The sequence below is a fragment of the Herbaspirillum sp. 3R11 genome (assembly GCF_004563925.1).
Taxonomy (GTDB): Bacteria; Pseudomonadota; Gammaproteobacteria; order Burkholderiales; family Burkholderiaceae_D; genus Herbaspirillum.
Map to the genome: position 1 here is coordinate 855,804 of NZ_SPNJ01000002.1, position 13,471 is coordinate 869,274.

13 protein-coding genes are annotated in these 13,471 nt (G+C 59.3%); 7 read left to right on the forward strand and 6 right to left on the reverse strand.

The window, feature by feature from the left end:
• Positions 1–6: 6 nt before the first annotated feature.
• From E4P32_RS12240 to E4P32_RS12250, 3 genes are all read right to left on the reverse strand, one after another.
• Positions 7–1,359, reverse strand: a complete 1,353-nt coding sequence (locus E4P32_RS12240; RefSeq protein ID WP_116436861.1) for an MATE family efflux transporter — start codon at positions 1,357–1,359, stop codon at positions 7–9.
• Positions 1,360–1,447: 88 nt separating this feature from the next.
• On the reverse strand, positions 1,448–3,166 hold the full coding sequence (locus tag E4P32_RS12245; RefSeq protein ID WP_116436860.1) for a glycosyltransferase: 1,719 nt from the start codon (positions 3,164–3,166) through the stop codon (positions 1,448–1,450).
• Between the two features lie 198 nt (positions 3,167–3,364).
• Entirely contained in the window at positions 3,365–3,634 is a 270-nt protein-coding gene (locus E4P32_RS12250) for a type B 50S ribosomal protein L31 (protein WP_053196114.1), read from the reverse strand.
• 541 nt (positions 3,635–4,175) lie between these two features.
• On the opposite strand from E4P32_RS12250, the gene kynU reads away from it, so the two are divergent.
• The 4 genes from kynU to E4P32_RS12270 all read left to right on the forward strand — a co-directional run bounded on the left by kynU (position 4,176) and on the right by E4P32_RS12270 (position 8,907).
• On the forward strand, positions 4,176–5,411 hold the full coding sequence (gene kynU / locus E4P32_RS12255; protein WP_116436859.1) for a kynureninase: 1,236 nt from the start codon (positions 4,176–4,178) through the stop codon (positions 5,409–5,411).
• A 158-nt stretch (positions 5,412–5,569) separates the two neighbouring features.
• The gene (locus E4P32_RS12260; RefSeq protein WP_116436858.1) at positions 5,570–6,601 is read left to right on the forward strand and encodes a porin; all 1,032 of its coding nucleotides are present in this window, start codon (positions 5,570–5,572) and stop codon (positions 6,599–6,601) included.
• A gap of 90 nt (positions 6,602–6,691) precedes the next feature.
• Positions 6,692–8,395 carry a hypothetical protein gene (locus E4P32_RS12265; protein WP_158559764.1) on the forward strand — a complete coding sequence of 568 codons (1,704 nt, stop codon included), beginning with the start codon at positions 6,692–6,694 and terminating at the stop codon, positions 8,393–8,395.
• A 194-nt stretch (positions 8,396–8,589) separates the two neighbouring features.
• Positions 8,590–8,907 carry a c-type cytochrome gene (locus tag E4P32_RS12270; RefSeq protein ID WP_116436856.1) on the forward strand — a complete coding sequence of 106 codons (318 nt, stop codon included), beginning with the start codon at positions 8,590–8,592 and terminating at the stop codon, positions 8,905–8,907.
• Positions 8,908–9,004: 97 nt separating this feature from the next.
• On the opposite strand, the gene E4P32_RS12275 is transcribed toward E4P32_RS12270, so the two are convergent.
• Positions 9,005–10,219: an ABC transporter substrate-binding protein gene (locus E4P32_RS12275; protein ID WP_116436855.1), complete on the reverse strand. Its 1,215-nt coding sequence runs from the start codon at positions 10,217–10,219 to the stop codon at positions 9,005–9,007.
• Positions 10,220–10,222: 3 nt separating this feature from the next.
• Here E4P32_RS12275 and E4P32_RS12280 point away from each other — a divergent pair, with 3 nt between their 5' ends.
• Complete coding sequence (locus E4P32_RS12280; protein WP_135008741.1) at positions 10,223–10,561, forward strand: hypothetical protein; 339 nt, start codon at positions 10,223–10,225, stop codon at positions 10,559–10,561.
• 69 nt (positions 10,562–10,630) lie between these two features.
• On the opposite strand, the gene E4P32_RS12285 is transcribed toward E4P32_RS12280, so the two are convergent.
• Both E4P32_RS12285 and E4P32_RS12290 read right to left on the reverse strand, forming a co-directional pair.
• Positions 10,631–11,404, reverse strand: coding sequence for an anti-sigma factor (locus E4P32_RS12285; protein WP_116436854.1), 774 nt, complete (start codon positions 11,402–11,404; stop codon positions 10,631–10,633).
• The gene (locus E4P32_RS12290) at positions 11,404–11,952 is read right to left on the reverse strand and encodes a sigma-70 family RNA polymerase sigma factor (protein WP_116436853.1); all 549 of its coding nucleotides are present in this window, start codon (positions 11,950–11,952) and stop codon (positions 11,404–11,406) included. The genes E4P32_RS12285 and E4P32_RS12290 overlap by 1 nt, the downstream gene beginning before the upstream one ends.
• Before the next feature lie 147 nt (positions 11,953–12,099).
• On the opposite strand from E4P32_RS12290, the gene E4P32_RS12295 reads away from it, so the two are divergent.
• Complete coding sequence (locus E4P32_RS12295) at positions 12,100–13,062, forward strand: metallophosphoesterase (RefSeq protein WP_116436852.1); 963 nt, start codon at positions 12,100–12,102, stop codon at positions 13,060–13,062.
• Complete coding sequence (locus E4P32_RS12300) at positions 13,059–13,442, forward strand: cupredoxin domain-containing protein (RefSeq protein WP_116436851.1); 384 nt, start codon at positions 13,059–13,061, stop codon at positions 13,440–13,442. The genes E4P32_RS12295 and E4P32_RS12300 overlap by 4 nt, the downstream gene beginning before the upstream one ends.
• The last annotated feature ends 29 nt before the right edge of the window (positions 13,443–13,471 follow it).

Here is a 13,471-nt window from a genome sequence, read left to right on the forward strand (position 1 = left end):
TCGGTACTAAATCGAGCGTCGCTGGATGACGCGCAAATACCAGATCAGGAAGAACGCCACCAGCCCCAGGCTGGCGCTGTTGCCAAGCCAGAAGCCGGCGGCGCCGTGCAGCCATGCCGGCGATACGCCAAACGGATCGAGGCCGAGGATATAGCCGCCGCCGAGTCCGATACCCCACAGCGCCACCGCGTAAATCACCGTCGGGATCACCGCGACCTTGTAGGCGCGCAGCACGAAGGCCGTGGTCACTTGCAGCGAGTCGAACAGCTGATAAAAGGCGATGAACAGGAACAGCGGCAAGGCCGAGGCGATGATAACTTCGTCCGGCGTATAGGCGCGGATGATCTGCTCGCGGGCGAACCACACCGCCACGCCGATCAGCACCGACAGGATCGCCGAGAGGCGGATGCCGGCACGGGAAATCTTCTTGGCGGTCTGCCAGTCGCGTGCACCGATGGCTTGCGCCACCAGTGTGCCGGTGGCGTTGGCCAGCGACAGCGGCAGCATGTACAGCACGGTGCCGACGTTGGCGGTGATCTGGTGTCCGGCCACCGCCACCGCGCCGAGGCGCGCGATGAAGATCGCCATCAGCGTGAACGCCGTGACCTCGATGAAATAGCTCAGGCCCATCGGGATGCCGAGCTTCAGCAGGCTGCGTTGCGCCTTCCATTGCGGTGCGACGAAGCCGCTGCCGAATACGCGCAGTTCGCGATAGATCGGCGCGCCGCGCACCAGCATCCAGCCGGTCAGCAGCATCAGCCAGGCAATCAGGCTGGTGGCGATGGCGCAACCCGGACCGCCGAAGGCCGGCATGCCGAGGCCGCCGAAGATGAACCATGCGTTGAGTGGAATCTTGAGCAGCAGGGCGCCGATCTGGATCGCCATGACCATCTTGGGGCGCGAGATGGCGTTGTTTAGCGCGGCATAGACGCGGAAACCCAGCGTCGCCGGCAGCGCCAGCGCTTCGATGCGCAGGTAGAGGGTGGCTTTTTCAGCCAGTTCCGGCGAGGCCTGCGCGAACGACAGGAACACCGGCGAGAACAGCAGCACCAGGCAGCCGATGCAACTGAGGAAGAAGGCCAGCCACAATCCCTGTTTCACTTCGCGGCCGATGTCGCCGAAGCGGCGTGCGCCGTACAACTGGCCGATGGTCGGCAAGAGTGCTTGCAACACGCCTGACAAGCCGACGAACACGCTCACGTAAATCGACACCCCCAGCGACAGCGCCGCCAGATCCATCGCCGAGAAGCGCGACACCATCGCCGTGTCGATCACGCCGTTGGCGATCAGCGCCAGCTGGCCGATCAGGATCGGCCAGGCCAGCGAAGCGATGCGGAAAGTATGGATGCGTGATGTCATGCTGTTGAAAAGTCGACGCCGGCCTGGCCTGGGTCAGGACGCCGGCATCGCTTCGTTTGTTGCTTCGTTTGTCGCTTCGCTTATCGCTTCAGTTGCCGATGCGGCGATACAGGCGGAAACGCTCGTCGCGGTCGGAGGGGCGCCGACCTTCCCACAGCAGCTGCCAGCGGCCTTCATACTGGCGCAGCATCTGTTCGGCGTTCTGGTTGTCGATACTGTCCTGCAGCAGCAGGAAGTCGCAGCGCATGTCCGGGCGGTCTTCGAAATGCACGTGGCCGAAGTAGGCGAACGATGCGCGCTGCGCCGGGCCGACGTTGGACTCCACGCACTGCTTGACCGCCGACATGCGTTCTTCGATCTGTTGCGCCACGCCGGCATAGCTCTTGCCGTAGTTGACCCATGGCAGCCACAAGGTCATCAGCAGCACCCAGCACAGCACCACGCCGCCGGACGACAGCACCACCGCGCGCCACAGCACCGACGGCCGGCGCGAAATGCGCCAGTGCACCAGCAGGATCCAGAAAATCGTGGTCAGCACCGCAACCGCCAGCGCGATCGCATTGAAGCCGGGTTTGTAGCCGGGAGCGAGCTTGAAGGCGTTCTTGGCGATCTGCGCCGGCCAGCCGGTTTCCTTGGCGATCCAGCCGATCCAGATGAAGGCCGCGCAGGTGGTCAGCGTCATCACCGAGAACCAGTCCACCGCATTGATGGCGCCGCGCTTCATGGTCGGCAGGCCGAAGGCTGCCAGTATCGCCAGCGCCGGCAACAGCGGCAACAGGATGCCTTCTTCACTGTGCACGTTGAGCAGCACCAGCAACGTCAACGGGATGAAGAAGGCCAGCGGCAGCGAAATATGCAGCGATTGCAACTGGCGGCGCCAGGCGTACACGGCCCAGCCGGCGAACGGCCAGGCCGGCCAGGCGAACCAGACGCCGTACTTGCCGAAGAATTTCAGCGAGGCCATGGTCGGCCAGTTGATCTGATAAATATTCCAGCTGAGCCAGGTCGAGAATTGTGCGCTGGCTTCAGGCAGCAAAGCCCGGATCGAAAAGACCCAGATCAGGCAGATCGCCAGCGCCGCCGGCAGCGTCAATCCCACCAGCGACTTGAACACCGGACGGTAATGCAGGCCCGACAACACCAGCAGTCCCAGCAGCACGCCGGCCGGCAGCAGCCAGCCGTGCGTGAGCACCAGCAGGCCCAGCACCGCGCCCAGCGACAGCGCCTGATGCGGCTTGTTGGTGTCGAACACGCGTGCCGCGCTGTACATGGCATAGGCCACCAGCGCGATTTGCAGGGTCTTGGCGCTGGTCTCGTGGCTGTGCAGCAGCAAGCCCAGGAAGCCCAGATAGATCAGGAAAGCGCCGTCGGCCAGCGTGCGGCCGAAGTCGCGCGGCTCCGGCTGGCCGCCGAAGGCCAGCTTGAGCGGCTGCGCCTCGCTGCGGCGGCCGAGCAGGTAGGTGGCGTACCAGATCGACAGCGAGCCGATCAGGAAGCAGCCCACGGTCGAGATGCGCGCCGCCAGCGGATCGCCCAGCAGCCAGCCGAACAGCTTGATGCAGATGGCGCCGAACCAATAGGCCAGCGGACTCTCGGCGGGCATCGCCATGCCGGCGATATTCGGCGCCAGCCAGTCCATCAGGTTGCCGTGCGCCATGGTCCACATGATGCCGAAGCTGGCGGCGTCATCGTTCTTCCAGGGATCTCGGCCGATCAGGCCGGGCAGGATATACAGCAAGCCGAGCGCGAGCAGGCCCCAGCGAGGCAGAGCATTGGTCGCGGCGGCAGGGAGGCGGACTGGCTTCATCAAGGTGTTATTGCTCTTGTACGTGTTGCTGCACTGTGCGGGTGCAATTATCGGGTAGCCGATATTGTGCAGCAAAATTCCGTTAAAGGATGTATTGGATGGTAACGGCGGGGCAATCCTGCAGCGGTAAAGCTGCACCCCGTTCCGCAAAAAACAAAAAAGGCAGCCTCAGCTGCCTTTTTTGACATCGTGCAGAGATTATTCTGCTGCGATTGCAGTCTTGGAACCGACTGTGCCGAACTTTTGGCGGAACTTCTCGACGCGACCTGCGGTGTCGACGATCTTGTGCTTGCCGGTGTAGAACGGATGCGATTCGGAAGAAACTTCAATCTTCACGAGTGGGTATTCCTTGCCTTCGAATTCGGCCTTTTCGCGTGTGCCGATAGTCGAGCGGGTGATGAACTTGAAGTCGTTCGAAACGTCGTGGAACAGAACTTCGCGGTAATCCGGGTGAATGCCTTGTTTCATTTTTTTGCCTTGAAAAGTAGTGGTAGCCAATCGTCACTTCGTCGGTCGCCTTGCTTCTTGACCCGATTGTCGATCACTTGCCGGTGAAAAGTCCGAAATTATACAATGAAATCATGGGTTTGCGTCAATCCTGAATGGCTTTGGCCGGGCTCCGGCGTTGTTTTCCGCCGATCGCTCCGCTTTTTGGCTTCAAACGCGAGTCAGCCTGTGGCCCAAATGCTTTATCATTCAGCGCCCATGCGGCTTACGGGGTGACTGCCTCATTGTTGGGCAGACAACAGCCGGATGACGCCGGGATAGTCGCTATATGTATTTGACTATAAATTAACGGAATAACAGACGCAGAATTATTCATTTTCGCTTATCCCCCCGTCACTTCATACTGAGCCGCATGTAGTCAGGCTGGCCTTAGCAGCACGGACAGCGGCTCCAGCCGGTAAAAACACAAAAAAACAGACAACACCGCAAGACCCGTGCTGACGCTCGTCATTACGCGTTATCACACGTGATCGTGCAGATATTTTTAGATTTGGGAATCAACATGGTAACAAGACAGGACTGTATTACGTTGGACCAGCAAGATGCGCTGGCCGCATGCCGCGACAAGTTTGCATTGCCGGAAGGTGAGATCTATCTTGACGGCAACTCTTTGGGCGCCATGCCCAAGCACTTGCCGGCGCGCATGCAGGAAGTCATGGTCAAGGAATGGGGTAACGGCCTGATCCGCTCCTGGAACGACGCCAACTGGATCGACCTGCCCAAGCGCGTAGCCGGACAAGTTGCACGCCTGATCGGCGCCGGCAAGGATGAAGTGATGGTGGCCGACTCGACGTCGGTCAATCTGTACAAGGCGCTGGTCGCCGCTGTCCGTCTGAATCCTGCACGCAAGATCATCCTCAGCGAGCGCGGCAATTTTCCGACTGATCTCTATATCGCTCAGGGCGTGGCGGAAGTCTTCAATCTCGAAATCCGCTACGTCGATTCGACCCCCGAAGCCGTACTCGCCGGTCTCGACGACAGCGTCGCTGTGGTCATGCTGACGCATGTCAACTACCGCACCGGCCAGATCTATCCGATGCAGGAGATCACCGCGAAGGCACACGCCGTTGGCGCACTGGCGCTGTGGGACCTGGCGCACAGCGCCGGCGCGGTGGAAGTTGACCTCCATGCAGCCAAGGCTGATATGGCAGTGGGTTGCGGTTACAAATATCTGAACGGCGGCCCTGGCGCACCAGCGTTCGTGTTCGTCGCGGAACGTCACCACAAGGACATGCGCCAGCCGCTGTCTGGTTGGCACGGTCACGTGCGTCCTTTTGAATTCGTGCTCGGCTACGAGCCGGCGCCCGGCATCGAAAGCATGCAATGCGGCACGCCGCCATTGCTGTCGATGCTGTCGCTGGAATCGGCGCTGGAGATTTTCGATGGCGTCGAGATGAGCGCGCTGCGCAAGAAGAGCGTCGCTCTGACGGAGCTGTTTATCAAGCTGGTCGATGAAAAGCTCTCGCCCTACCAGTTCGGTCTGGCCTCGCCACGCGACTCCGCCGTGCGCGGCAGCCAGGTGTCGCTGACGCATGAGCAAGGCTACGCCATCGTGCAGGCCTTGATCGCGCGCGGCATCACCGGCGACTTCCGCATGCCGAATATTCTGCGTTTCGGTTTCACGCCGCTGTACGTGAGCTTCGCCAACGTCTACGACACCGTGCAGGCGATCGCCGAAATCATGGAAAGCGGCGAATGGAACCAGGACAAATTCCTCACCAAGAAGGCCGTGACCTGATCAATATTTTGTAGTTCTTAAGTCCAGTTTGGCGCGCCCGTGCAGACAGCGGGCGCTACCCGGTTGTCCCCAATTGTTTCGTTAGAAAACGATGGGAATTGACGCTCTCGAGATAGAAATAAATCGCAGTGGGTAAAAATTAACAGGGAGGAGTAGTGATGAAACTCAAAGGTGCAGTTGCGTCCGCGTTGTTGTTGGCGGGTGCAGGTGGAATGGCGCATGCCGCCGACGGCGTAAAGATTTCCGGCTTTGTCGATATCAATCTGGAGCATTTGTCGACGCCGAAGAACAGCGTCAATCGTATTTCCAGCGGCGGCCTCAATGCATCGCGCATCGTCTTCAGTGGCGATGAAGATCTGGGAGGCGGCAGCAAGGCCTTCTTCACGCATGAAATGCAATTCTCTGCCGACACCGGCGCCGGTCCGACGCCACGTCAGTCTTTCGTCGGCCTGACCGGCCCGTGGGGCACGATCTCCATGGGACGTCAAAACACGCCGTCGTACTGGATCGCCGGCTATGCCGATCCGAGCTGGTCGGCTGATTACAGTCTCGTGAGCAACATGCAGTTCTTCTACGCGCCCTACCGCGAGAACAATTCGCTGGCCTACAACACGCCGCGCGTGGGCGGCTTCATGGGCCGCTTCATGGTCACCGCCGGTCAGGAAGACGGCTCCAGCAACGGCCGCTATGTCAGTACCGCCGTTGAATACCGCGAAGGTCCGTTGTTCGCCGGCGTCGTCAGCGATCTGAAGTACAACAAGAACGTCTTCGGCTCCAACATCCTGAGTTCGCGCGACAACTACTTTGCGTTGGCCTATCGTTTCGGTCCGGTTGAGCCAACCTTCATCTATCACACCTACAACGGCTACTACGCCTACCCGCCGTACGTCGGCTTTAACGCCAGCGGCTGGGATGCCCAGGCCGGCGTGCGCTGGCAGATCACGGATCGCCATCGCATCTTCGCCAGCTTCGTGGTCAAGAAGGATGACAAGAACGTCGCCATGTCGGACGCCAAGGGCATGTTGCTCGGCTACGGCTACAACCTGTCCAAGCGCACCGACCTGTACGCCAACTATGGCCGCATCAACGTGAAGAACAACACGACCGTGGCTTATCCGATGACGTTCAACAGCAGCGGTTCGCCGGCGCCCAACAGCGGCATTCAGCTGGGTATTCGCCACGCGTTCTGATGCGTTGATGTGCTGACACGTGGCAAAGAGGAACCGGCGCGAGCCGGTTCCGACCAGATTCAAGGAGGTGTTCAAATGAAAGAAGGAGTCATGAAAACAAAATTATTCCAATTCAGCACGATGGTTGCATTGCTGGCCGGTGCGGTCGTCATGTCGGCGCACGCGCAGCAACCGCGCAGCGGCGTCAATCTGAACGCGCCCGATGCGCCGCAAGCGACACCGCAGCATCCGCTGCTGCCGGGCGAGCCTGCTTATCCGGCGCCAGGCACCTGGGGCTATGACAAGACCACCGGCAAATTCAAAAGCCCCGACATGGCGCCTGACGCCTACGGCGCACATCCGGTCGAAGGCAGCCTGCCTTACCTGGATCTGAATCAATACGAAAAGAACGTCAAGGTCGAAAACTTCACGCCTTACGTTGCCGGCGCAGGCCACAGCTGGCAGGCCTCGTTCGACTGGAACGGCCGCCGCTACCTGTATGACTACGAAACCTGGATGTACAACCTGTTCGACATCACCGATCCGCATGACATCAAGGTGGTGCAGCAGAAGACTTTCAACACCCGTGCCGGCGAACATCAGTTCGGCCCGTTCAACGTCAAGTTCAACAAGAAGCTGAACAAAATGATCGCGGTGCAATGCTACGAAATCACGCGCTACGGCCTGCTCTCCAACAAGTACACCAAGCCTGACGAAGTCAAAAATGTGCGTGCTCGCCAGATGTTGCGCGGCTTCCGTATTTTCGAAGTGACCAGTCCGCAATGGACCGACTGGAAACTGTTGTCCGAGACTTCGCTCGATCCTTATCACTCGGCGCAACAGCAGCCGCAGGAAGGTTCCGGCTGTCAGGACGTGCCGGTCTATAACGGCGACCAGTACCTGTTCGTCGCCGGCGCGCCGGACAACAGTTTCGCCAATCAAGAGTACAAGAACTACCTGTACACCGGCGGCCAGCTGGCGTTCGACGTCTCCGATCCAAGCAACCCGAAGCGTCTGTCGATGTGGTGGGCGCCAGGTTCGCGTCTTGGCGAAGAAGAGGAATACAAGAAGAATCCTCGCGCCGGCAACAAGACCTCGTGGATGGGTTCGCGCATGCCGCTGTTCATTCCGAAACCGGTTGAACAGGGCGGCAAGTACGGCTACGCAGCGATGGGCGGCTTCGGTTTCTACGTGATCGACATTTCCGATCCGAAGAACATGAAGCAAGTCGCGCACATCGACATGCCTGTCAGCGTGACCGGTACAGAGGGCGACAACATCGACGTCTCCAAGGTCGAGTCGACCGGCATGGTCTACTACAGCGGCTATCCGATGACCGAGGACTGCTACGAACCGCTCAAGGCGATCTACTCGATCGACGTGCGCGATCCGAAGAATCCGAAGATCGTCAACACGTTGCCGACACCGGTGCCGCCGAAGGATGCGCCATTCACCGACTTCTGCCAGCGTCGCGGCAGCTTCGGTCCGAAGCGCAGCGGTTACGCCCAGATCCAGCCAGGTACGCCAAGCCCACGTTACATGCCCTATTCGTACTACAACGCCGGCATGCAGATGTTTGACGTGAAGGATCCGCTGAACCCGACCATCGCCGCCTACTTCGTGCCGAAGATGATCGACCCGTCGCGTCACACCAAGGATGAGCAGACACAATCGATCCGTGCGCTGCCGAATCCGGTGCACAGCATCTTCGTCGAGTGGGACCGCAATCTGGTGTGGGTATTCTCCAACCACGGTATCTACACCTTGTCGGTGCCACCGCTTGGGAAACCTGTGTTCGGCATGCCGAAGAAATAAGAGCCAGCTATTGACGCTCGCAACAAATGAGGCGGGCGTCCTTCATCATCGATGGATGACGCCTCGCCGCATGCAGTGAGGATCTTACGGGATCCGTGTTAAGGAAGTTCATTCTTTGTCCTTCTCTTGAGCTTGTGCCATTCAGTGTCGAAGCTGAATGGCACTTTTTTTGTCCGTCTTTTCAGGAACCCATCATGAAGCTTCACACCGTCTTGTTCGTCACTTTGTCACTGCCGGTCTTGTTCTCACCTGTCGCCGGCATGGCGGCATCGGCCGCGGAAGAGAGCTGCCGCGTCTGTCACAAGATGGACAGCAAGCTGATCGGTCCGGCCTTCAATGACGTCGCCGCCCGCTACGGCAAGGACAAGGACGCCATCGCCAAGCTCAAGCGCAGCATGCTCGAAGGTAGCAGCGGGAAATGGGGCACGATGGCCATGCCGCCCAACGCCGGACTGACCGAAGCCGAGGCCGAGCGCTTCGCGCATTGGATCATGAGCTTGAACAAAAAATAAGAAGGGGATGCGACGTGCAATACAGCAGGGATGCAGCAGGGGATGGAGCGGCGCTGCCGCCGGACGCACGGTCCGGTCGGCAGGCTTTACAGGGAGTTTACTTCCACAGAGAACACTTGGATTCCGCCTTGGTAGTCCAGGCCTGTTCAGCCGGAATGGTCTGCACCACCTTGTAGTAATCCCACGGATATTTCGACTCGGACGGCTTCTTCACTTCCATCAGGTACATGTCATGCACCATGCGGCCGTCCGGACGGATATAGCCGTTCTTGGCGAAGAAGTCGTTGATCTTGGTCTTGTGCATCTGCGCGATGACCTTGTCCGGATCGTCGGTGCCGCTGGCTTTCACCGCGTTGAGGTACTGCATCGTTGCCGAATAGTCTGCTGCCTGCAGCATCGAAGGCATGCGTTTCATCTTGGCGAAGTAGCGTTTGGACCAGTCGCGGGTTTCCTGGTTCATGTCCCAGTACCAGCCATCGGTCAGGTACATGCCCTGGGTCACCTGCAAGGTCAGCGCATGCACGTCGTTGATGAACATCAGCAGGCCGGCCAGCTTCATGGTCTTGTTGATGCCGAACTCGTTGGCGGCCTTGATCGAGTTGATGGTGTCGCCGCCGGCATTGGCCAGGCCCAGGATCTGCGCCTTCGATGCCTGCGCCTGCAGCATGAAGGACGAGAAGTCCGACGCGCCCAGCGGATGCTTGACCGCGCCCACCACCGTGCCGCCATTGGCCTTGACGATATCGGAGGTGTCTTTCTCCAGCGACGCGCCGAACGCGTAGTCGGCCGTCAGGAAGTACCAGCTCTTGCCGCCGTTCTTGACGATGGCCGAGCCGGTGCCCTTGGCCAGCGCGACCGTGTCGTAGGCATAGTGGATGGTGTAGGGCGTGCATTCTTCATTGGTCAGGCGTGCGGTGGCGCCGCCGACGGCGATGAAGGTTTTTTTCTTTTCGCCGGCCACCTTGGCCATGGCCAGGCTGGTGCCGGAATTGGTGCCGCCGATCAGCATGTCCACGCCTTGCTGGTCGAACCACTCACGCGCCTTGGAGGCGGCGATGTCGGCTTTGTTCTGATGGTCGGCCGTAATCAGTTCAATCTTCTTGCCGTTGACCGTGCCGCCGAAGTCGGCAATCGCCATCTTGATCGCTTCAATGCCGCCCTGGCCGTCGATGTCGATGTAGACCCCCGACAAGTCGGTGATCAGGCCGATCTTGACCACATCCCCTGAAATCTGCGCTGCCGCTGGTCCGGAAAATCCCCCTGCAAATGCGGCGGCCACGGTCGCCGCGATGGCTGTCTTGGTGACGTTCATCTGTTGCTCCTCCTGATTGGTTGTCTTTGCGATGCTGCTGTTTTTATACCGTCTGATGGACGGCTGCTTTTTTACTGCCCGGTATGGGTAAATAGCCGGTGTGCCGCTTCTTCTAAAACTTGCAACGGTGCTGCGCTTGCTGGTGAAGCTAGTGATGATGTTTCTGATGAAATTTTTGCCGGAGGATCGGCGGCTGACGCCAGTGCTTTTTTCTGCTTTTTTTCTGCTTGTCTCTGCTTTGATTCTTATTTGTTTTTTGCTCCGGTTCTTTTCCATCCTGACCGAAGCGTGCCTGAAATAGTAGTGTACGCAGAAAATCACGGTCAAGCGGTTTTTCGATGACTGTTGCACATAAAAAAAGCCGCGACGGGTGTCACGGCTTTTCAGGGAGAGAGGGTGCGGCTGACTTGCTTATTGATGCGTCGCCAGGCGCAAAATCCCGGAGAACTTCAGCAATTCGCTTTCTTCCACGTCGGACACCGCCCAGTACTGCATCTCGTCCGCCGTCCAGCGCACCACGTGGTAGCCGCGGCTGCTCTCGGCCTTCGGCCCGGCGTCCTTGCCCTTGGCCGGCCAGATGTAGAGATTGATGGGATGCTTCTGGCGGCGATAGATCAGCGCAGCGACCGGATGGCCGTCAAGGTAATCCAGCCGGCCGCCTTCCAGCACAAAGCCCTGGGGCGCAAGATCGATCACCGTCGGTGCAAAATTCAGCTTGCCGTTGAACCACGGCTTTACCGTGTGCTGATCGGTGGAGACGACATCGGTCAGATGGTCGGCCTGCAAGGAGCGCACATGGTTGGAGATGGCTTCTTCCGTCATCCGGTCGTCTGCGGACGGCAGGCTGAAATACAGGCCTGCGCTCCAGACCGCTACCAGCAAGGTCGCCATCGCCGTACCAATCTGCAGCCAACTCAGATTCCAGCTTGGGGGAAAGCCATGCAGGCTGATCCGGCGCGGCTTGTCTTGCGGCAATGCATTGGCGATGCGAGCGCCAAGATCCGGAGGCGCCTTGAAATACGCGTTTTCAGTGCGGACGCGTTTGCTCAGCGCCGATTGTTCGGCGTATTCGCGCCGGCATTCCGTGCAAGTGTCCAGATGGCGTTGTACGGTCAGCGTCTCCGCAATGCCAAGCTCCTGATCCACATAGGCCGGCAGCAGTTCCATGATTTCGCTGTGTTCCATCATTCCCCCTGATTTGCCGGAGCAAGAATTTTTGCCAGCAGCTTGCGGCCACGGCCAAGACGCGACATGACCGTGCCGATCGGGATGCCGACGATGCCGGCGATTTGCTTGTACGACAGATCCTCCAGTTCGCGCATGACCATCACTTCACGAAACTCCAGCGGCAACGCAGCAAGTCCTTGTTGAAGCTGACGCTCGCTGTCCTTGCGCAAGAGCAGCTTCTCCGGATTGTTGTCGCGGTAGTGCATGTCGATGGCATCGGTGGTGTCGAGACTGTGAAACTCTTCGTCGAAGAGCGTGTTCTGCTGTTGCGCATGATTCTCCTGATACCAGGTGTAGAAGGTATTGCGGACGATCGTGAGCAGCCACGCGCGGGCGTCGTCGCCATGAAATCCGTCGAAAAAACGGAAAGCCCGCAGGCTGGCCTCTTGCACCAGATCTTCCGCATCGTGACGGCTGCGTGTCAGCCAGCAGGCCAGGTTGAATGCCGAGTTCAGATGCGGCATTACCAGCATGTGAAATCGTCGGTTCTTTATCGGGTCGGTCATGCGCGCGTTTCCATGGTTATCAAGACGAGACTGGAAATACTCTTCTTTTATTCCCGATATCGTGAAAAAAATAATGGGAATACATCCTTCGCGCCGCCGGTTTAGGTCGGTATCGATCAGGTGATCGGTCCAACCTTGGAGGACGTCATGGGCAACGATAGTAACAATGATACGAACAACGGCACAAATAGTGACCCCGGCAGCAGCGTCGACAGACGCGGTTTTCTGCGTCTGGCCGGACTGGGCGGCGCCATCTTTGCGTCAGGCTTGAGCGGATGGGCGACAGCGGCGGACGCCATGGGCGTTGCCGGGGTGGAAGATTTTTTCTTCGTGCAGTTGTCGGATACCCACTGGGGCTTTGAAGGCGACGTCAATCCTGACGCCAAAGGCACCTTGCAGAAGGCCGTCGCCACCGTCAACAGCCTGGAGCAGGTGCCGGATTTCATCGTCTTCACCGGCGATCTCACGCATACGACCGATGACCCGCGCGAGCGTCGCCAGCGGCTGGCGCAGTTCCGCGACATCGTCTCGGCGCTCAAGGTCAAGACGGTGTACTACATGCCGGGCGAGCATGATGCCGCGCTGGACAACGGCAAGGCCTATCAGGAATTCTTCGGCAAGACGCATTACACCTTCGACCACAAGGGCGTGCACTTCATCGTGCTCGACAATGTTTCCGATCCGGCCGCCCGCATCGGCGACGAGCAGCTCGCGTGGTTGGCCGCCGATCTGAAGCAGCAGCCGACCGACGCCCGCATCGTGGTGTTCACCCATCGCCCGCTGTTCGACCTGTATCCGCAATGGGACTGGGCCACGCGCGACGGCGCCAGGGCGGTGGAGCTGCTGATGCCGTATTCCAACGTCACCGTGTTCTACGGTCACATCCATCAGGAGAACCATCACATGACCGGCCACATCGCGCACCACTCCGCGAAGTCGCTGATCTTCCCGCTGCCGGCGCCGGGTTCGCAACCAAAACGCACCCCGTTGGCCTGGGATGCCGCGCATCCGTATCAGGGACTTGGCGTGCGGACGGTGAAACCGGAACCACGCCCACGTAATACCGAATACACCCTGACTGAATTGGCCGTAGGAGCGGCGAAATCATGAGCATGAATACCATTGACAAGAAAATCGACGCGAAGCGACGTCTGCTGCTGGCCGGCTGCGCGGCAGGCGGATTGGGGGCGATGGCGATTGCCGTGGCTCAGCCCAAGGAACGCGTCATCAAGGTAACGGCCAAGCGATTCGACTTTGCACCCAGCGTCATCCCGCTGAAGAGAGGTGTGCCGGTGACATTGGAGCTGACCAGTCTCGATATTCCAATGGGCTTCAATGCGCCGGACTTTGGCGTACGTGCCGACATGTTGCCGGGCAAGGTCGCGAAGCTGCGCTTCGTTCCGGACAAGACCGGTGAATTCACCTTCTACTGCGACATCTTCTGCGGCTCCGGCCATGAAAGCATGTCGGGTTCCCTCGTTGTTACCTGAGAGTTACATGAGCCTGGTTAGAAAATAAA